Origin of the sequence: Flavobacterium sp. ASV13, assembly GCF_000745775.1 — a bacterium.
Taxonomy (GTDB): Bacteria; Bacteroidota; Bacteroidia; order Flavobacteriales; family Flavobacteriaceae; genus Flavobacterium.
The window spans coordinates 815,874-837,417 of record NZ_JQJY01000001.1; the positions used below are offsets into that span (position 1 = coordinate 815,874).

At 33.5% G+C, this 21,544-nt stretch carries 17 protein-coding genes; 5 read left to right on the plus strand and 12 right to left on the minus strand.

The genetic code is table 11. The features are described 5' to 3' along the window. Nucleotides 1–92: 92 nt before the first annotated feature. The gene (fahA, locus tag GQ47_RS03475; protein WP_035644828.1) at nt 93–1,376 is read left to right on the plus strand and encodes a fumarylacetoacetase; all 1,284 of its coding nucleotides are present in this window, start codon (nt 93–95) and stop codon (nt 1,374–1,376) included. A gap of 107 nt (nt 1,377–1,483) precedes the next feature. Here the strand turns inward: fahA and GQ47_RS03480 are convergent, their stop codons facing one another. Further along, complete coding sequence (locus GQ47_RS03480; RefSeq protein WP_035644830.1) at nt 1,484–2,524, minus strand: agmatine deiminase family protein; 1,041 nt, start codon at nt 2,522–2,524, stop codon at nt 1,484–1,486. Nucleotides 2,525–2,711: 187 nt separating this feature from the next. Between GQ47_RS03480 and GQ47_RS03485 the strand changes: the two genes are divergently transcribed. Both GQ47_RS03485 and GQ47_RS03490 read left to right on the plus strand, forming a co-directional pair. Beyond that, entirely contained in the window at nt 2,712–4,229 is a 1,518-nt protein-coding gene (locus tag GQ47_RS03485; protein ID WP_035644832.1) for a choice-of-anchor I family protein, read from the plus strand. Between the two features lie 202 nt (nt 4,230–4,431). Continuing rightward, a complete protein-coding gene (locus tag GQ47_RS03490) occupies nt 4,432–5,697 on the plus strand; it encodes an OmpA family protein (protein ID WP_035644833.1) in 1,266 nt (421 codons plus the stop codon). A 121-nt stretch (nt 5,698–5,818) separates the two neighbouring features. On the opposite strand, the gene GQ47_RS03495 is transcribed toward GQ47_RS03490, so the two are convergent. From GQ47_RS03495 to clpB, 4 genes are all read right to left on the minus strand, one after another. Continuing rightward, the gene (locus GQ47_RS03495; RefSeq protein WP_035644835.1) at nt 5,819–6,709 is read right to left on the minus strand and encodes a carbon-nitrogen hydrolase; all 891 of its coding nucleotides are present in this window, start codon (nt 6,707–6,709) and stop codon (nt 5,819–5,821) included. A 182-nt stretch (nt 6,710–6,891) separates the two neighbouring features. Continuing rightward, nucleotides 6,892–7,305, minus strand: a complete 414-nt coding sequence (locus GQ47_RS03500; RefSeq protein ID WP_035644837.1) for a hypothetical protein — start codon at nt 7,303–7,305, stop codon at nt 6,892–6,894. A 335-nt stretch (nt 7,306–7,640) separates the two neighbouring features. Further along, nucleotides 7,641–8,531, minus strand: coding sequence for a DUF808 domain-containing protein (locus GQ47_RS03510; protein WP_035644841.1), 891 nt, complete (start codon nt 8,529–8,531; stop codon nt 7,641–7,643). A 347-nt stretch (nt 8,532–8,878) separates the two neighbouring features. Next, nucleotides 8,879–11,482: an ATP-dependent chaperone ClpB gene (gene clpB / locus GQ47_RS03520; protein WP_035644845.1), complete on the minus strand. Its 2,604-nt coding sequence runs from the start codon at nt 11,480–11,482 to the stop codon at nt 8,879–8,881. 206 nt (nt 11,483–11,688) lie between these two features. Here clpB and ytxJ point away from each other — a divergent pair, with 206 nt between their 5' ends. Further along, entirely contained in the window at nt 11,689–12,078 is a 390-nt protein-coding gene (gene ytxJ / locus GQ47_RS03525; RefSeq protein WP_035644847.1) for a bacillithiol system redox-active protein YtxJ, read from the plus strand. Nucleotides 12,079–12,268: 190 nt separating this feature from the next. Here the strand turns inward: ytxJ and GQ47_RS03530 are convergent, their stop codons facing one another. Then, the gene (locus tag GQ47_RS03530) at nt 12,269–13,432 is read right to left on the minus strand and encodes a hypothetical protein (protein ID WP_035644849.1); all 1,164 of its coding nucleotides are present in this window, start codon (nt 13,430–13,432) and stop codon (nt 12,269–12,271) included. After that, on the minus strand, nt 13,429–14,430 hold the full coding sequence (locus GQ47_RS03535) for a DUF2157 domain-containing protein (RefSeq protein ID WP_035644852.1): 1,002 nt from the start codon (nt 14,428–14,430) through the stop codon (nt 13,429–13,431). The genes GQ47_RS03530 and GQ47_RS03535 overlap by 4 nt, the downstream gene beginning before the upstream one ends. Nucleotides 14,431–14,679: 249 nt before the next feature. Here GQ47_RS03535 and GQ47_RS03540 point away from each other — a divergent pair, with 249 nt between their 5' ends. After that, nucleotides 14,680–15,993 carry a pectate lyase family protein gene (locus GQ47_RS03540; protein WP_035645210.1) on the plus strand — a complete coding sequence of 438 codons (1,314 nt, stop codon included), beginning with the start codon at nt 14,680–14,682 and terminating at the stop codon, nt 15,991–15,993. A gap of 75 nt (nt 15,994–16,068) precedes the next feature. On the opposite strand, the gene argH is transcribed toward GQ47_RS03540, so the two are convergent. From argH to proB, 5 genes are all read right to left on the minus strand, one after another. Further along, the gene (gene argH, locus GQ47_RS03545) at nt 16,069–17,349 is read right to left on the minus strand and encodes an argininosuccinate lyase (RefSeq protein ID WP_035644854.1); all 1,281 of its coding nucleotides are present in this window, start codon (nt 17,347–17,349) and stop codon (nt 16,069–16,071) included. Between the two features lie 142 nt (nt 17,350–17,491). After that, nucleotides 17,492–18,562, minus strand: coding sequence for a M20 family metallo-hydrolase (locus GQ47_RS03550; RefSeq protein ID WP_035644856.1), 1,071 nt, complete (start codon nt 18,560–18,562; stop codon nt 17,492–17,494). A gap of 272 nt (nt 18,563–18,834) precedes the next feature. Then, nucleotides 18,835–19,608: an acetylglutamate kinase gene (gene argB / locus GQ47_RS03555; RefSeq protein WP_035644859.1), complete on the minus strand. Its 774-nt coding sequence runs from the start codon at nt 19,606–19,608 to the stop codon at nt 18,835–18,837. A 98-nt stretch (nt 19,609–19,706) separates the two neighbouring features. After that, nucleotides 19,707–20,654 (minus strand): N-acetylornithine carbamoyltransferase, encoded by a 948-nt coding sequence (locus GQ47_RS03560; RefSeq protein ID WP_035644862.1) that lies wholly within the window; start codon nt 20,652–20,654, stop codon nt 19,707–19,709. A gap of 87 nt (nt 20,655–20,741) precedes the next feature. Continuing rightward, nucleotides 20,742–21,503: a glutamate 5-kinase gene (gene proB / locus GQ47_RS03565; RefSeq protein ID WP_035644865.1), complete on the minus strand. Its 762-nt coding sequence runs from the start codon at nt 21,501–21,503 to the stop codon at nt 20,742–20,744. Nucleotides 21,504–21,544 lie beyond the last annotated feature (41 nt).

Genomic DNA, 21,544 nt, shown 5'->3' on the forward strand with positions numbered 1-21,544 from the left:
ATTTGATGCAAAAATACAAAAAAACGTTTGTCATACAGTTAGATTATGATATATTTGACATGTAATTTTTCAACAAATAATTAACATCTAACATGCCAATAACCGCCAACGATACCAAAAGAAAATCATGGTTAGAAGTACCAGATAATAGCGACTTCCCTATTCAAAATATTCCTTTCGGTGTATTTCTTACTAAAGAAAATGTCGTTACAGTAGGAACAAGAATTGGTGATTTTGCTATAGATTTAGGGGCTTTACAACAGTTAAACTATTTTGAGGGAATAGATTTAACCGATGATATGTTTATGCAGGACACGCTAAATGATTTTATTTCTGACGGAAAAAAAACATGGCGTTTGGTTCGAAATCGTATCGCTGATATTTTCGACGAAACCAATCCACAGCTTAGAGATTCAACAAAAGATCGCGATATTGTTATTTTTAATATCGACGATGTCGAGATGCAATTGCCAGTTTTGATTGGTGATTATACCGATTTTTATTCAAGCAAAGAACACGCTACAAACGTAGGTAAAATGTTCCGCGATCCAGAAAATGCTTTACTACCTAACTGGCTTCATATACCAGTTGGATATCATGGAAGAAGTTCTACAATTGTTCCGTCTGGAATTCCGGTTCACCGACCAATGGGACAAACAATGCCCGCTGGCGGCGATTATCCTGTTTTTGGGCCTTCTCGTTTGGTAGATTTTGAGCTTGAAACCGCTTTTATTACTACTGATGTAAATATTATGGGAGAAAATATCCCAACGTATGAAGCAGAAGATTATATTTTCGGAATGGTTTTACTAAATGACTGGAGTGCGCGTGATATTCAGAAATGGGAATATGTGCCACTTGGACCATTTTTAGCTAAAAACTTTGCAACTTCAATTTCTCCGTGGATTGTAACGATGGATGCTTTGGAGCCTTTTAGAACTAAAGGACCAAAACAAGATCCTTCTCCGCTTCCTTATTTACAGACAAAAGGAAAAAAAGCTTTTGATATTCATTTAGAAGTTTCGATAAAACCTGAAGAGGCTGAAGAAACTATTGTTTCGCAATCCAATTTCAAATATCTATACTGGTCAATGGCACAGCAATTAGCACATCATACTTCAAACGGATGTCGTGTAAATTCTGGTGACATGATGGGCTCAGGAACTATTTCAGGGCCAACTCCTGATAGTTTTGGCTCTATGTTAGAATTGACTTGGGGAGGAAAAAATCCGCTTACATTAAAAGATGGAAGTGAACGCAAATTTATTGAAGATAATGATACGGTAATCATAAGAGGTTTCTGTGAAAATGCTGAAGTAAGAATTGGTTTTGGAGAAGTTTCAAGTCAATTATTACCTCCATTTATCAGACAATGAAGAGAAGATAAATCTGAAGAGATATAGAAAAATAAAAACCTTGGCTTTCACCAAGGTTTTTTTTATATTCATTTTTGTATGAATCTTGCAAAGTCAAAGAGTTATTTTTAAGCTGGAATCTGTTGGCTTAAACAATGTAAAGTTCCGAAGCCCCAGATGAAATCAATACAACTTATTCCGATTACTTCTCTGTCTGGAAAACATTCTGACAAAATATTTAAGGCAACTCTATCATTACTGTCGTTGAATGTTGGTACTAAAACACAATTATTCAAAATTAAGAAATTCGCATAACTTGCCGGTAATCTTAAATCTTCAAAATCAACACGTTTTGGCATTGGCAATGCTACAATTACTGGAGATTTTCCGTTTTCTAATTTTGCGTTTTGAAGACGTTTCAAATTATCTTGCAAAGGCTTGTAATTTGAATCATTTTTATCCGTTTCTACAATGGTTACGATTGTATCTTCATTTACAAATCGGCATAAATCGTCAATATGACCATGTGTATCATCACCTTCTATTCCATCTCCAAGCCAGATTACGTTTGTAACTCCAAGATATTCTTTAAAAACAGCTTCGTAGTCTTCTTTTGTAAAACCTTGGTTTCTAACCTGAATTGTCGGGTGCATTAAACACTCTTCTGAAGTTAGCAAAGTTCCTTTTCCGTTTACATCAATTGCGCCGCCTTCAACAATTACAGGTTTTCCTTTATACATTACCTGTGTTAACGGAACATCAATAAAATCTGCAATTTTTCCGGGAACAAATTTATCTAACTGATAGTTTTTATATTTTGCCCAACCATTGAAATTGAAATTAAGCGCTTCTCTTTTAGAACCATTTTTTACAACAATTGGCCCTGAATCACGCATCCAGCTTCTGTTTGTTTTATGAATAATAAAAGAAATGTTTTTGATGTTAACACGAGCTCTTTCAAGCATATCGGCAACTTTTTCTTTCAGTTTTTCATCGGCTACGACCAAAAAAACGGTTTCAAAAGTGGCTACTTTTTTTATAAATTCTACAAAAGCCCATTGAACAGCTTCATATTTTCCTGGCCAATCGTTGCCATTATGCGGAAAACACAATACTATTCCTTGCTGTTTTTCCCATTCTGCTGGAAATCTTCTATTATTTGTTGACATAAAAAAGGTTCTAATTTAGAAAATGCAAAGATAAGCATTCGTTAGGACTATAAAACATTTGATTGAAATTCGTGCTTAATTTCACAAATAATATCCTGCAAAAATTAAGTTAAAGATTAAATAATGAAGGCTTAATATTTGGCAGAAATCATGGAATTACATTTGCGAAACTAAAAACTAATAAAAAATGAAAAAATTAACTATCTCATTATTAACAGCAATGCTTATTATGACAAGCTGTAATAATGATGAAAATTCTAACAACGAACCAGAAGTTGTTGTAAACGAAAATCCGGGAACTTTTAAAGAAATTGGTTCTATTACTATTGGAGGTGAAGCTGCGGCCGAAATTTCAGCTTATTGCGAAAAAACAAAAAGACTTTTCACTGTAAACAACAGTGGTACAAATCAAATTGATGTTATCGATATTTCTGATCCTACAAAACCAGTAAAAATTGGAAAAATTGATTTGACCGCTTACGAAGGTGCTTCAAATAGCGTTTCCGTTTTTGATGGAAAACTTGCTGTTGCTCTAGAATCAACTGTAAACAAACAAGGAAATGGAAAAGTTGTTGTTTTCAATACATCAGATTATAGTTTAATCAAACAAGTTACTGTTGGTACTTTGCCCGATATGATTACTTTTTCTCCTGACGGAAAATATATCATGACAGCTAATGAAGGCGAACCAAATACAGATTATTCGCAAGATCCTAACGGAACAATTTCTATCATAGAAACAAGCACATATAATGTTACAACACTTGATTTTGCTTCATTTGCTGGTCAAGCGGCAACATTAGCAAAAGACGGGTTCAGAATTTCAAAATTTGCAAAAAGTTTTGCTCAGGATATTGAACCAGAATACATTACAATTTCAGATGATTCTAAAACGGCTTGGGTAACTTTACAAGAAAATAATGGTGTTGCTAAAGTTGATTTAACTTCTAAAACAATTACAGCAATTTATCCTTTAGGTTTAAAAGATTACAATACAGCTGAAAATGCTATTGATGTTAGTGATCTTGATGATAAAATCGCTTTTAATCCGTGGAAAGTAAAAGGAATGTATATGCCAGATGCTATTAGTCATTTCTCTGCTAACAATGTACCTTATTTTGTCACTGCAAATGAAGGAGATGCAAGAGAATATACAGCTAATACTGACATCAAACGTATGAAAAGCTTAAAACTTGATGCTACAGTTTTCCCTGATGCAGCTACTTTAAAACTAGATGCGAATTTAGGAAGATTAAATCTTGTTGCTGATATGGGCGATACAGATGGCGATGGAGATTTAGACGAAATGGTAAGTTTTGGCGCAAGATCATTCTCAATCTGGAATGGAAACACTGGAAAAATTGTTTTTGACAGTAAAAATGATGTGGACAAAAAAACCAACGAATTAGGAACGTACGACGATAAAAGAAGTGACGATAAAGGTTCTGAACCAGAAGCTGTTGTTGCAGCAAAAATGGGAAATCAAAACATTTTATTTGTTGGCCTAGAAAGATCTGATGCTTTTATGGTTTATGACGCTACAAACCCAACATCTCCGCAATATTTGCAAACTGTCAAAACTGGAGATGCACCAGAAGGAATTCTTTTTATTCCGGCTTCAAAAAGCCCAACCAAAAGAAGCTTACTAGTAGTGAGCAGTGAAGGCGATGGAACTGTAAAAATATACCAACCAGACTTAAAATAAATCTTTTTTATATAAAGCATCAAAAGGGCAAAATATAAATTCTGTCCTTTTTTTATACCCTAAATTTCGATTTTATTAACGATTTTACATAATGAAAAGCCAAAAAGTGGAAATTATGTAAGACCAAATAGAACACATTCTAAAGCTGAGCCTATAATTTTGTCATGAGTTTAAAACAAAAACCAAACTAAAATTGAATATCATGAAAAAGAAATTATGCTCTCTGTCCTTTTTAATATTAGCGTTTTCTGCAAGCGCACAAAATATGACGACCACTACTACTCCAACTGTTGATCAATCACAATACAACAAATGGTCTATAGAATTAAATGGCGGGGTAAACAAACCTATGCGAGCAATGACTCCAGGTTACTCTACTGCAACTTTAAATCCGTTTCACGCTGATTTAGGAGTTAGATACATGTTTAGTCCAAAGTTTGGGGTGAAATTAGACGTTGGATACGATCAATTTAAAGAACGAGATAACACGCCAGATTTTGAAAGCCGTTATGTAAGAGCCAGCGTACAAGGTGTTGTAAACATTGGACGAGCTTTAAATTTTGAAACCTGGACAAATACAATTGGTATTTTAGCACACGGAGGTTTTGGAGTTTCGCAAATTAGTACGGAAACTGGATTTGGAGGTCAAGATTATATGGGACACGGAATTCTAGGTTTAACAGGGCAAATCAAATTAAGCAATAGAGTGGCGCTGACTGGTGACCTTACCGGAATTGTAAACGGAAGACAAAACTGGAACTTTGACGGAATGGGGACTGCTAAACCAGCTACATTAGATGGTGTTTTATTAAATGCCTCTGTAGGTCTAACATTTTACTTAGGTAAAAATGAAAAGCATGCTGACTGGGTTGGAGAAGAAGACAGAATCAGCGAATTGGAAAAAAGAGTTGATTTAGTAGAAACTGGACTTTTAGATACTGATAAAGATGGCGTTGCTGATTTATACGATTTAGAACCAAATAGTATTGCAGGAGTTGCAGTAAACACAAAAGGTCAATCTATTGATACCAATCAAAACGGTGTACCTGATGAGCTAGAAAGTTATTTAGACAAAACTTACGAAAAGAAAGGCGCTGGAAGTGGAAGTCTTACGAACAATACAGTTGAAGAATTAATTAACGGAGGTTACGTAAATGTTTATTTCGACTTCAATTCTTCTAAACCTACAAATGCTTCTTTGTCTGGGGTTGATTTCTTAGTGAAATATTTGAAAAACAATCCAGGAAAATCAGCTGATATTATAGGTTATGCTGACGAAATTGGAAGCTCAAACTACAATACTGAATTATCAAGAAAAAGAGCTGAAGCTGTGAAAAAAGTAGCTATAAATGCTGGAATCGATGCTTCAAGATTGAATGTAGTTGCTAACGGAGAAGATACTTCAGTTAACAAAAACTCTAAAGAAGCGAGACAAATAGTTAGAAGAGTTACTTTCCAAGTGAAATAAATCTTAGTTATATATTTTTCAAAAAGCGGTTTCAATTATGAAACCGCTTTTTTTATTCTCTTAAACAAAAAAAAGGACAAAATATAAATTTTGTCCTTTTCATATATCAAGATAAATCTAATTATTTATCAATTGCTCTTTTTGTAATATCTCCAAAAGCATCAATTCTTCTGTCTCTAAAGAATGGCCAGTTTTGGCGAACATTTTCCTGTAAATCCAAATCAACTTCTGCAATTAAGATTTCTTCTTTATCGTGTGAAGCCTGAGCTAAAATTTCACCTTGTGGTCCAGCAATAAATGATGCTCCCCAAAATTGAATTCCTTCAGTTCCTTCAAGATATTTTTCAAGACCAATTCGGTTGGCTGCTGCTACGAAAACTCCGTTTGCTACTGCATGACCTTTCATTACGTTCATCCAAGCGCCGTATTGATTTTCGCCGTATTGCTCTTTTTCTTTTGGATGCCATCCAATTGCTGTTGGATAAAATAAAACTTCTGCACCTTTTAATGCTGTAATACGCGCCGCTTCCGGGTACCATTGATCCCAACAGATTAAAGTTCCAACAGTTCCTTTTTTAGTTTCTATTGCCTGAAAACCTAAATCACCTGGCGTAAAATAGAATTTTTCATAAAAATGAGGATCATCTGGAATATGCATTTTACGGTATAAACCTGCTTCTGTACCATCTGTATCAATGATATAAGCACTATTATGGTAAATTCCAGCCATTCTTTTTTCGAAGAAAGGAACAATGATTACAACTCCTAATTCTTTTGCCAATTCACTGAAAGCAATAAATGAAGTACTGTAAAGTGGTTCAGCTAATGCAAAATTATCGACATCTTCGCTTTGGCAGAAATAATGACTGCTATATAATTCAGGAAGTAGGATTACCTCTGCACCTTGACTTGCAGCATCTCTTACCCAGCTGATACATTTTTTAAGATTATTTTCAGCAACATCATTCAGATTCAACTGAATTACTGATATTTTATATTTTCTTTTCGGCATGACATAAAATTTAGAGTGCAAAAATAATACTTTTTAAAGGATTGGCAAAGTCTATAACTTTTATATAACATATAAGAAAGCAATGCAATGAATCAAAAACAAAAAACCATTTCACATCAGTTTCAAACAAAAACATCTGCAAAATGGCTTTCAACCTAAAAAAATATCAACTAAGAAAGTTGTTATTCGATTACGACTTTTTGAGTCAGGAATTCAGTTTCTGATTTTCTGAATTTGATTTCGATAGTTCCTTTTGCAGTTGCTTTGATTTTATAAACTGTCTTTTTAGGATCTGGAACCTGCTGCGTACAAACTCCATCTACTGGATATTTTGCCACAACTTGTAATCCTTTTGCTTCACCAATTGTAGTTTCAGCAATTTTATCGAATTCTCCGCAAGCATTATCTACTAAATAAGTAACATCATAACTCAATTCGTCGTTTACTTTTCCTGTTGCCGGACCTTCAATTTTAGTTACAAATGCTGTTTTTGTTTTAACTGCTGCCTCTGCGTTGTCATCGTCGTTGCTGCATGAAATTAATGCAGTTGATAAAAATAATACTACTAAAACTGATTTTAATCTAAACCTTTTCATATAAAATAATAATTAATTGTTAATTACTATGAAGATGCGGCATAACTGCAAAGGTTGCTTTGAGAAAATGTTAAATAGTTTAATTAAAAATTCAAATCATTATAAATCAGAAGTTTATTTTTTAATATTTTTTTTCAAAATGCCGATATTTCCTATGAAAATAAAAACTTCTCGTCTAGCCCCGATCGAAGCGGCATCCTTTTTCCTGCTTCTTTAGCAGGGAAAAGATATAGCGGAGAGCGGGACTAAATTTGAACTGAAAACTGATATTTCTGCTTCAAAAAAAAACACCAGCCTTTTGACTAGTGTTTTTTGTTATTTTTAAAATCAGTATTTTAAACTACTGGTTCTTTCTTTTTAAATATTTTTTTGAAAAGATTTACGATTAGCAGGACAATAAATCCAAAAACAAGCCCCACTACAAATTCTTTAATAATTGATGGAATCTTTATTTCTTCCGCTAAATGATGAATGTATGGGATATAATGCACAAACAAACCTCCGGCTACTAAAATAAGAGCAATTGTGCCAATAACAGTTAATGCTTTGATCACTTTTGGAAGTGCCTGAACCAAAATATTTCCGATAAATTTTAAAAGGCTTTTTTCTTTTTTACTGCGTTGAATCATTTTGAAACCAACTTCGTCCATACGAACGATAAGCGCTACAATTCCGTAAACTCCAATTGTTGCTATTAGCGCAATGATTGAAACTGTGATAATTTGTGACATTAAAGGCTTACCAATTACAGTTCCTAAAGCGATAATTACGATTTCTACAGAAAGAATAAAATCAGTAACAATGGCCGATTTTACTTTGTCTTTTTCGATTATTAAAATCTCTTCCTCAGTAAGTACTTCATCTGTAATTCCTTCAGATTCTTCATGCGCATGAGGAACTATAAATTCATAGATTTTTTCGGCTCCTTCATAAGCTAAAAACAATCCTCCCAAAACCAAAACTACCATGATAGCAACTGGAAAAAATGCACTTAATAAAAATGCAATTGGAAGAATAATGATTTTATTCAATAAAGAACCTTTGCTGATTGCCCATAAAACCGGAAGCTCTCTAGATGATGCGAAACCTGAAGCTTTTTCGGCGTTTACAGCCAAATCGTCTCCTAAAATTCCAGCTGTTTTTTTTGCTGCAACTTTACTCATTACTGCAACATCATCCATAATTGCTGCGATATCATCCAATAGAGCGAAAAAACCTGAACCCATTTTTTAATTAATTTTTAGTTGTGCGAATCTACCACTTTTATCCTAATTTCTTAACTGAATATTGGATTTAATTCCTAACTGCACTGTCCTAATAAAAGCCAGATAATTACAAAAACTAATATAGTTCCGAAACATCCTCCACCTAATTTTTTGGCGCCATATCCTGCGATCAATCCTCTAAATATATTATTCATAATGTATGTTTTTAAGTTATTGTAAATTTGAGAATTATACCTAAAACATCATTTATAATACTTTCAAAAAATGTTTCAATATTTAAACAAAAAAAAAACACCAAATCATTTCTGATTTGATGTTTTTTGAGAACATTAAAGTATTAAAAAAAATTATTCTACTGTTGATGTTTGATTTCTAAAAACCAATTTTCCGTCAAACGCATCAATTAAAATAATACTGTCTGTAGTAATATTTCCAGCTAGAATTTCTTTTGACAACTGATTTAAAACCTCTCTCTGAACCACACGTTTTACAGGTCTTGCTCCAAACTGAGGATCAAATCCTTTTTCAGATAAATAAGCGATTGCTTCTGGAGTTGCATCCATTGTAATACCTTGCAGAGCCAGCATTTTGGTAACACTCTTCAATTGTAAACTTACAATTCTTGAAATATTATCGACTGTAAGTGGGGTAAACATAACGATTTCATCGATACGGTTTATGAATTCAGGTCGTACTGTTTGTTTCAATAATCCTAAAACTTCTGTTTTTGCTGCTTCTGTAGCCGCTTCCACTCCACCTTTCAGATTTTCAAATTTCTCTTGTATAATCTGGCTTCCCATGTTGGAAGTCATGATGATAATCGTGTTTTTGAAATCAGCCAAGCGTCCTTTATTGTCTGTTAATCGGCCTTCATCTAAAACCTGCAATAAAATATTGAAAGTATCCGGATGCGCTTTTTCGATCTCGTCTAACAAAATTACAGAATAAGGTTTTCTACGAACAGCTTCTGTCAATTGACCACCTTCATCATAACCTACATATCCTGGAGGCGCACCAACCAAACGGCTCACACTATGACGTTCCTGATACTCACTCATATCGATACGTGTCATGGCATTTTCATCATCAAAAAGATATTCGGCCAAGGCTTTTGCTAATTCTGTTTTACCAACTCCGGTTGTTCCCAAGAATAAGAAAGTTCCAACTGGTTTTTTCATATCCTGTAAACCGGCACGGCTTCTGCGAACAGCATCGCTCACGGCTTCTATCGCTTCTTCCTGACCTACTACACGCTTATGCAATTCGTCTTCAAGATGCAATAGCTTTTCTCTTTCCGTTTGAAGCATTTTCATTACTGGAATTCCTGTCCATTTTGCTACTACTTCTGCAATATCTTCTCTGGTAACTTCTTCTTTAATTAATGAAGTTCCCGATTGAAATTCCTGTAATTGTTTTTGCAAATTTTCTTGGCGTTCCTGCGCTTCTTTTATTTTTCCGTAACGAATTTCGGCTACTTTTCCGTAATCACCATCACGTTCTGCGCGTTCTGCTTCATATTTAAAGTCTTCAATTTCTAGTTTTACAGCCTGAATTCCGTCAACAATATCTTTTTCCTGTTTCCATTTTGCAAAAATTTCATTTCGCTCTTCTTTTAGATTGGCCAATTCCATACCTAAAATCTTAAGTTTGCTTTCTTCTTTCTCTCGTTTAATGGCTTCAATTTCGATTTCCAACTGCATGATTTTACGATCCAAAACATCTAATTCTTCTGGTTTTGAATTGATTTCCATACGCAACTTAGAAGCAGCCTCGTCCATCAAATCGATTGCTTTATCTGGCAAGAAACGATTTGTAATATATCTTTGTGAAAGTTCTACAGCCGCAATAATAGCTTCGTCTTTAATTTGAACTTTATGATGCGTCTCATATTTTTCTTTAATTCCACGAAGAATTGAAATGGCACTTTCAGTATCTGGTTCATCAATTAAAACCTTTTGGAAACGTCTTTCAAGCGCTTTATCTTTTTCAAAATATTTTTGATATTCATCTAAAGTCGTAGCACCGATTGCTCTAAGTTCTCCACGCGCTAAAGCTGGTTTCAGGATATTAGCCGCATCCATTGCACCTTCACCTCCACCCGCGCCTACAAGCGTATGAATTTCATCAATAAACAAAACGATATCTCCTTCTGCCGAAGTAACTTCTTTTACAACCGATTTTAGACGTTCTTCAAATTCTCCTTTGTACTTTGCTCCAGCAATTAGAGCTCCCATATCTAATGAGAAAACAATTTTTTCTTTTAGATTTTCAGGAACGTCGCCATCCACAATTCTATGGGCCAACCCTTCTGCAATGGCGGTTTTACCAACTCCAGGTTCTCCAATTAACATTGGGTTGTTTTTTGTTCTACGCGTCAGAATCTGCAAGACACGACGTATTTCTTCATCACGACCAATAACTGGATCTAGTTTTCCTGTCCTCGCTAATTCGTTTAAATTTTTTGCGTATTTATTTAACGAATTATAAGTTTCTTCTGCCGAAGCTGATGTTACCCTTTCTCCTTTTCTCAATTCTTCGATAGCCGCTTTTAAACCTTTTCCGGTAACTCCCTGATCTTTTAAAATCTGAGAAACTTTACTTTTGGAATCAAAAATAGCTAGAATTAAATGCTCGATCGAAACGTATTCGTCGTTCATTTTTTGTGCAATAATTTCAGCTTCATTCAAAGCTTTATTGGCGTCTCTTGAAAGCATAATTTCACCTCCGGAAACTTTTGGAAAACTCTGAATTGTACTGTCTAAAATTTGTAAAAACAGAGGCACATTTACATTTAGTTTTTTCAAAATAAATGGCGCTACGTTTTCATCAACTTCAAAAATAGCTTTGAAAATGTGTTCATTTTCAATTTGCTGCTGGCCATTTCGTTGCGCTAATTGCTGTGACAACTGAATGGCTTCCTGCGATTTAATAGTAAACTTGTTAATATTCATATTTTTATGATTTGACTGATTTTTAATTTTCTGATATTCAATAACATTAAAGTTACGATTTATAGAGATACATTTTTAATTCAAATAATCTAACTTTGTATTCGAATAGACAAATTATATTCCACAGTAAAAATAAAGACAAAATGACATTGAAAACATGATTTCTATCATTTTAAAATGTCAAAAAGTCATAAAACAAGCCAAATATGAGTTTTTTTAATTCAATCTTCGGAAGTTCTGAAAACTCAGAAACTCCAAAAAGTAAAGTAAACTGGACAGAATTAACCGATATTCTTCAATTAATGGAGATTGAAGCAATATCAAACGAAAAGCCAGTTGTAATTTTTAAACACAGCACAAGATGCAGCATCAGCCGAATGGCGTTGAAACAATTTGAAAGAGAGTTTGATCTTGAAGATGTTGTTGATGCTTATTTCCTTGATTTGATTGCGCATCGTGATATCTCAAATGAAATCGCAAATAGATTTGGCGTTTATCATGAATCACCACAATTGATATTAATCAAAAACGGAAAAGCTGTTTACGATGTTTCGCATAGCGATATTGATGCCGATGCATTGAAAAGCAAGATCTAAACTAGTAGTTATAAATTATGAGTTATGAGTTATGATTTGTGAGTTATTACTCAACTCTTAGACTACAACAAAATTAAAAGCCTGAAATTATTTGTATAATTTCAGGCTTTTAATTTTGTTACGTCAAATCTAATTTTAATTCAAATTAGCGTTCAACTCATAATTCACAACTCATAATTCATAATTAAACTTAAAAGCTTCCTCCAGAACCACCTCCGCTAAAGCCTCCATCTCCAAATTCCATCGGAGAATCTACCTTAACTTCTGGTTTCATTCCGAAAGTTGAAGCTACAACTAAAGCTTCGGCGTTTAAGAAATTATCTGAATGATTGATTCGGTCTGGTTTAAAAGTCAAACCACTTTCTTTTTCTCTTAATTTTTTAATTGAAAAAAAAGCAATTGCAAATAAAACTACTCCGCCAAGTGTAAGTGCAACTTCAATTGGCAAAACGGAATAATAAAATCGGATAGTGTAAATTGAAAATGCAATTGCCAAAAAACTGATCCATAGCATTATTCTGTCTTTTCCTTTTAAAGCTTGAATCAAATAAATTATTGGGACAATAATCGTAAATGCATAAAAGAAAAATGCAAACGGAATGTCTGTTCCTGGTTTTATTTCATTCTCTAATAATTCTGCTGAAAGTTCTCTAACTACTAAATAGTTGCAAGAAAGATAAAACAATATCAAGCAAAAACTATTGGCTAATAAAAGTCCGTTGTAATAATAACTTTCTTTTAGATTGAAGATTATTTTTTTAGTTACAAAATATAAAATTGCTGCAGAAATCATTGCTACAAAAGGCAAAATTGTTTTCCCTATCTCACCAAATTCAAACATTTCAAAAAACAAAAATCCCGATACCGCTATACAGAAAACTAACATTGATACTAAATGAAGATATCGTAAAAACATAAAAAGTGCTGCAATTGCAACAAAAAAAGCGATTACAGCTTCATAACCTTCTGTTGTGACCGCAATTGCAATTCCGATATTTAAAAGCGCACCTAAAATAAATGCATCATCTAAACCATGATTATGATAATTTTGTGTAGCCAATAATTCTGCTCCGACAAATCCAACTACAGCAAAAATATAGCAGCAAATTTGAAAAAAAACACGTTCGCCACTTAAACCAAATAAAGAAATTGCTCCACAAATTGAAAGATATAATAAACAACCCAGCAAAAAAAATCCAATTCTAACCAGAATATTGCTTTGACTTTTTAAAACCGGCAATTCCTTTTCTATAAATTTCTTTTGATCCTTGCTTATAAAACCTCCATTATATAAAGTATCTGCTTCATTAACTAAAGCTCCATTATCTAACATTTTTTTATCGTACACTATCATGCTTTAATTTCTTTGTTGAATTTTTTAATCAGTTTTATAAATAACACTATTGAGCCAATAAAATAAGCCGGTAAAAGAAATACAAATAGTTCCCATATATCAGAAAAATCAACATTCTCAAATATTCTGAACAAAATTATATTTCCGCCAATATAGCCGTACACAATCATAAAAACATATAAAGACATTGCTTTATTCTCATGACTAACTTTATAGAAATAAAATGTAGAGGCCACTAAAACAATAGCAAACAACATCCAATTAAGCGCATCATAGCTGGTTAAATTACTAATTGAAGCTATACTTATGATATGCAAAGCAAAAGTCAGAAAAATTAAACTAAAGTGTGTTTTTAAAGAAATTCTACGGCTATAAATCGTCCATAAAATTAATAAGACACCAAGCATTACAGCTGAATAACTCAAATTTTGACTTGCATACAAATTATTACTGTCATTAAAAATATCTTGTGGTGTTACCGAAAGTCCGATGTAAGCTGCCAAACCAGTAATTGCAATTGTCAAAACGCTTTTATTATCAAAATAATAAGCGCAAAAGAAACTCACTATTGTTGGGATTAAAGTTGCTAATCCGTAATGTTCGCCAAAGGGTTTGTACTGAAACTGCAGATAACCAATAAAAATACAGGTCAGAATATTGGCCGCAAGCACCAAATATTCTAAAACCGGATGCTCAAAAACGGTTTCTGATTTTTGGAAACCTTTTGAATTTTTAAAACAATAATAAAAACAAACTACAATGACTATAAGTAAAATGGAAAGAATGGCAATGTGACCAATTGTATCAATATTTTCATAAATCAAGATTCCAATTCCCGAAGTAAAAAGTAAAACAGACAAATACAAAAACAGTTTTAATTCTGCATTTAATGAAAAAATTCCCAAATTACGATAAGCTACAATTTCCTTGTATTGATTTTCTGTAATTAGATTTTTATCCCGAAGCGATTCTGTAAACTTATCATCGAACTTATTCATATTTTGTATTTATATAGTACAATCAAAAATAGTTTTTTTTTAATGCAATTGATTTTTATTTGTAAATAAATTCGGCTTTATTCTTGTAAAACAGAACTTAGTACAGTTTTGAAATCCAAATTCTTTATAAAAACAAAGTACTAGAATGCAAAAAAATCATAAATATTATTGACTTTAAAATTAATTAATTACATTCGTGTAATCGATTACATTAAATTGATATCAAAACCACTTAAACCAAATATTAAAATGAAAAAGAATTTGTTTTTACTTCTTTTCCTCTTGAGTCTGTCTGTTTCTGCACAAAATTATGTGATGACGTCTCCAGAAGGATTTGGCGCATCTGCTACTGGAGGTGGCACCACAACTCCCGTTACCGTTACCACTTATGCCGATTTAACAGCGAAACTAAAACTGACAACGCCACAAGTTATTTTAGTTTCCGGAACAATCAACTGCAGTTACACTAGTTTGCTGGTCACAAACAAAACTGTTATTGGACTTCCGGGAGCACGATTAGTAAACACTGATCAAACTGCGGCGGGTTCAGGAATTTTAAGCTTAAAATCTGGATCAGACAATATTATTATCCGAAATCTAATTTTTGAAGGTCCTGGCGCTTATGATGTAGACGGACATGATAATCTTACTTCTGAAGCTACAAATGTTTGGGTAGATCATTGTGAATTTCAGGATGGAATGGATGGTAATTTTGATAATAAAGGAGCCGCAGACAATGTGACCATTTCATGGACAAAGTTTACATACTTAAAAACACCAAAAGCCGGTGGTTCTGGCGGGGCCGATGATCATCGATTTACCAATCTTGTAGGTTCAAATAAAAGTGATGCTCCTGTTGATGGTCACTTTAGCATTACTTTTAAAAACTGTTATTGGGCAGATGGATGCAAGGAAAGAATGCCAAGAGGTAGAAATACTGAACTACATATTTTGAATTGCTATTACAATACGTCAGTTTCAGGTTCTTTGGCAATTGGTTTAGGCGGAGGCGATAAAAATTCGACTTGTTATGTTGAAGGAACAGATTTTGCTAAAATTGGGACTGCTTTTAAAAATTACATCAGTACAGATGGCGGAACTGTTGGAATTACATTTTCTAACTGCCTAAAAGCCGGAGCAGATTATGGCGACCCAGTTTCAAAACCTTCATACAACTATACGGCTCTTGCAATAAATGATGTTGCTGGATATATAACTAATGCTTCGTGTGGTGCAGGTGCAACACTTCAAGTTTCTACTGATGGAAAAATAGCATCAAGTTGCAACGGTCTAGGTATAAAAGAAAACAAAAATGATTTAGAACTTAAATATTATCCAACCAAAATCAATCGCCTTTTAAACATTGAGTTTTCAGGAATTGACAACGGATTAGCTTATGTTAATTTGTTTTCTTCCAGTGGCGCTAAAGTATATTCGGAATCAAAAAATATTGTTTCTGATGAAAAACTAGAACTGAATGTTGGAAATCTTGCAAAAGGTATTTACATCTGTAAAGTTCAGATTGAAAACCGAAGTAAAACTTTTAAACTTTTGAAAATTTAAATTATTTCTATAAAAAAGGTCATTGAAATAAATCAATGACCTTTTTACATTTTATTTTTTACATCTTTCCAGAAATTAAAAAGCAGCTTTCATTTTATCTTTAATTGCATCTAAACATAAATTATTTATACTGCCTTCGTGCGTATGTTTTGTTTCTTTTGGAGATTTATATGTTCCTGCTTCCAATTGTTCTGCAACAGCTTTGTATGCATCTCTAAACGGCATTCCTTCCACAACCATTTCATTTAAAGTATCCACTGTAAACAAATAATCGTATTTTTTATCTTCTAAAATATGATCTTTAACTGTAATATCTTTTATTGAAAATATTGCAATATCTAAACAAGATTTTAAAGTCTGAATTGCTGGAAATAAACCTTCCTTCAAAAGCTGTAAATCTCTATGATATCCACTTGGAAGATTATTTGTAATCAAAGTGATTTCGTATGGAAGCGCCTGAATCTTATTGCATTTTCCTCTGATTAATTCGAAAACATCCGGATTCTTTTTATGAGGCATAATACTTGAACCTGTTGTAAGATGCGCAGGTAAACCAATAAAATCAAAGTTCTGGCTCATATACAAACAAACGTCCATGGCAAATTTTGATAACGTTCCTGCAACACTTGTCATCGCAAAAGCAACAGTTTTTTCTGCTTTTCCACGGCTCATTTGTGCAGCAACGGCATTGTATTTTAAGGTTTCGAAACCTAATTCTTTTGTGGTAAATGTTCTGTTGATTGGAAATGAACTTCCGTAACCTGCAGCTGATCCTAACGGATTTTGATCTACAATTTTTGAAGCTGCGTTCAACATTGTAACATCATCGATTAAACTTTCGGCGTAAGCAGAAAACCACATTCCGAATGACGATGGCATGGCGATTTGTAAATGTGTATAACCTGGTAATAATACATTTTGATGCTTTTCAGCCGATTCCATTAACAAGTCAAACAATGTTTTTACTTGTTCTTTTATCGCTTTTAATTCGTCTTTTAAATACAAATGAACATCTACCAAAACCTGATCGTTACGAGAACGTGCGGTGTGGATTTTTTTTCCAGCATCGCCTAGTTTTATGGTTAGAAGATATTCGATTTTTGAATGTACGTCTTCGAAACTATCTTCGATTTCGAAATTTCCAACTACGATATCAGCAATGATTTCTTTTAAGGCATCAACTAAAGAAGTTGTTTCTTCTGAAGTTAATAAACCAATCTGTCCCAACATTTTAGCGTGAGCGATTGAACCTAAAGCATCGTATTTTGCTAAAACTAAATCTAGTTCACGATCGTTTCCAACGGTGAATTGCTCGATTTGTTTATCTGTTGGTATTCCTTTTTCCCAAAGTTTCATAGGTCATGTTTTTTTTCGCCACGAATTCACGAATTATTTTTTCAAATCTTTGCGATTATTTTTTTTTCGAATTAAATCGAATTAATATTTCGTTTAGTATAGTAAAAAAATAATTCGTGAATTCGTGGCGGTTTTTCTTTTCTTATAATTTAAAGAAATCAGTTAGTATTTTGATATACAGGTCGACTCCTTCTTCAATTTCATTTACAAAAATAAATTCGTCTGCTGAATGCGAACGCAACGTTTCTCCTGGCCCAAGTTTCAAAGACTGACAGCTTAAAACGGATTGATCTGAAAGCGTTGGCGAGCCATAGGTTGTTCTTCCTAAAGCAATTCCGGCCTGCACCAAACCATGTGCAACTGGAATAGACGATGCGTTTAAATGCATTGATCTTGGTGTTACTTCGGCATTTACATTGGCTTTCACTACTTCCAAAATTTCAGCATTTGTATAACGGTCTGTTACCCGAATGTCTACAACTAAATCACATTCTGAAGGCACAACATTATGTTGTTTTCCTGCATTAATCTGCGTCACGGTCATTTTTACAGGACCTAAAACATCAGAGATTTTGTCGAATTTATAGTTTTTAAACCATTCCATTACCGGAATTGATTTGTATAATGCATTATCGTCGTTTTGATGTGCAGCGTGGCTTGCGGTTCCTTTTACTTTTACGTCCAAAACTAATAAACCTTTTTCTGCAACTGCTAATTGCATCAAAGTTGGTTCTCCAACAATGGCGCAATCTAATTCTGGCAGGCTTTTTAAAACGCTGTTTAAACCATTTTTCCCGCTGCTTTCTTCTTCGGCGGAAGCCACAATAACGATATTATGCGATAGGTTTTGATTTTCGTAAAAATGAACAAATGTTGCCAATAACGAAACCAGACATCCGCCTGCGTCATTACTTCCTAAACCAAATAATTTACCGTCTTTTTCAATCGCTTTAAAAGGATCGTTTGTATACGCCTGATTAGGTCTTACGGTATCATGATGTGAGTTTAGTAAAAGTGTTGGTTTGTTTTCGTCGAAATATTTGTTGAAAGCCCACACATTGTTATTTTCTCTCTTGAAAGGAATTTCATTTTGATTGAACCAATTTTCGATTAAAAGAGCCGTTTGGTCTTCTTCACTTGAAAATGAAGGGGTTTCGATTAGGCTTTTTAATAAACTAATTGCTTCTTGGGTAAGCGTATCTATATTTTTCATTTTTGCTAGGTTCTGAGGTGCTAAGATTCTGAGATTCTAAGTTTTTAAATAATGACTTTATCAAATCTTAACCAGAAAATTAATTTGCGCAAATTTCTTAAATTAATATTTAAAAGCACTGCGCAGTTCTGTTTTTTTGCCACTAATTACACGTATTTTCACAAATTATTTTTTTATCACAGATTTAAAATCAAAATAAACTTTTTAATACACGTCTAAAATTATTTTCTCTTTTAACAGAGAAAGTTAGTGTCAATTCGTGGCAACATTTTTTATAATGTAATCGTTGTATGCGGAATATCTGGATTTTGAAGCATTTTATGATGTCCAATTTTGATTTTCTGAACGCCTCTTGATAAACTATTGAAACAGTTATCCAATTTTGGAATCATTCCGGAATGGATTACTTTTTCTTCTTTTAGTTGATTGTATAAGGTTTCGTTGATTTCTGTTATCACCGATGAATCGTCTTCTGAATCTTGTAAAACGCCTTGTTTTTCAAAGCAATATGTTAGCGTAACATCAAAAACTTCCGATAATGCAATTGATAATTCGCTCGCAATTGTATCAGCATTTGTGTTTAACAATTGTCCGTTTTTGTCGTGCGTAATCGCGCAGAAAACAGGAACAACTCCTGCTTCTAATAAAGTTGCCAGTAATTTGGTGTTGACTTGCTTTACATCGCCTACAAATCCGTAATCGATTGTTGGGTGATTTCTTTTTGTTGACTGAATTAAATTTCCGTCAGCTCCTGAAAAACCAATTGCATTATTATCTTTTGCCTGCAATTGCGCTACAATATGTTTGTTGATTTGTCCTGCGTAGATCATTACTACAACGTCAAGCATTGGAGCATCTGTGATTCGTCGTCCGTCAATCATTTGCGGAACTAAACCAATACTCTGCGCCATTTTTGTAGCCGATTTTCCTCCGCCGTGAACTAAAACTTTATAGCCTTCAATTTTAGAAAAATCGGTTAAGAATTGTTCTAATTCTGCTGGATTGTCAATGATGTTTCCACCTATTTTTATTACTGATACTTGCATAAGATTCTAAGGTTCTGAGATTCTAAGATACTAAGTTTTTTTCTGCGCAAAGTTTCTTAGCATCTTAGTAGCTTAGAATCTTAGCAACTTTAAAAAAATTATATTTTTTTAAGAATCTTTTGTAAAACTAGTTGTGCTGAATACGTTCTGTTATTCGCTTGTTCGATTACGATTGAATTTTCTCCGTCAAGAACTTCGTCGCTTACAATTACGTTACGACGAACTGGAAGACAGTGCATAAATTTTCCGTTGTTGGTTAAAGCCATTTTTTCAGCAGTAACAGTCCAGTTTGGATCGCTGTTGGTTACTTTTCCGTAATCGTTGAAATTGCTCCAGTTTTTTACATAAACGAAATCGGCGTTTTCGAAAGCTTTATTTTGATCGTATTCGATTTTGCAGTCTTTTGTGATTTCTGGACTTAATTCATAACCTTCTGGATGTGTGATTACAAAATCCATATCTTTTTGCATCTGCATCATTTCTACGAATGAATTTGCAACTGCCTGAGGCAAAGCTTTTGGGTGCGGCGCCCAAGAAAGAACTACTTTTGGTTTGTGTTTTGTTTTGAATTCTTCCATCGTAATGGCATCTGCAAGAGATTGTAATGGGTGACGAACCGCACTTTCCATGTTTACGATTGGCACTGTAGCGTATTTCAGAAATCCTGAAATCACAGTTTCCTGATAATCTTTTTCTTTGTCTACCAAACCTGCAAAAGCACGAATTGCAATGATATCACAATATTGAGAAACTACTTCTGCCGCTTCTTTGATATGTTCTGATGCACCAGAATTCATAACCGCTCCATCTTCAAATTCTAATGTCCATCCTTCGTTGGTAAAATTCATTACCATAACGTTCATTCCTAAGTTTAAAGCAGCTTTTTGTGTACTCAAACGCGTTCTTAAACTCGGATTGAAGAATAACATTCCTAAGGTTTTATTCTTCCCTAATTTTTTATTTTTAAGCGGCTCTTTTTTGATCTTGATCGCGCTTTTTACCCATTTTGATAATGAGTCGATATCTTTTATTGAAATATAATTCATGTTTTTTTTTATTAATTTAGATAATGTGATAATTAGAAAATTTGATAATTGTGCATTATCTAATTAACTAATTTTCTAATTGACTCATTAGATTATTTTAGTAAACGGAATTTCGTCTTTTAATGCTTTTAGAATAAAATTATCATTTAATCCATTCACAATCCAGGTTTCTATGTTGGCTGCTTTTGCGATTGCGGCCGCTTCTATTTTAGACTGCATCCCTCCCGTTCCATGTGATGATTTTGATTCGCCGATTTCTTTTTCAAGCGTTTTTAAATCATTTACCAATTTGATCGTTTCCGGATTCTCATCGTGAATTGAATTTTTCGTGTAAATTCCGTTTGTATTAGTTGCAATTATCAGAATATCAACATTTAAAAGAACCGCCGTTAAAGCCGCTAATTTATCATTATCTCCAAACCGAATCTCATCAGTAGCAACGGTATCATTTTCATTAATAATCGGGATGTAATTGTTTTTGACTAGTACATTAATAGTATTTACAATGTTCTTTTTGGTCTGCTCTTTTTCAAAATCAGAATAAGAAAGTAAACACTGTGAAGTATTTAGTCCCAAATCCTTAAAATTTTCATTGTAAATCCGCATTAAATGTGGCTGTCCAATTGAAGCTAAAGCCTGTTTCACAAAAACATCTTTATCCTGATTATCCAGTTTTACAAATTGCTTCGCTGCAGCAATTGCTCCTGAACTTACTATGATAAACTCATATTCGTCGTTTAAAGCTGCAATCTGTATTCCGAGGTCTTCAATCTTTCCCCGCGAAATATGATTGGTTTCTTTGGTTAAAGTATTACTTCCTATTTTTAATAAAATCCTCTTTTTTGCCATTTCTTTTAAAGGTGCTAAGGTTCTAAGATGCTGAGATTCTA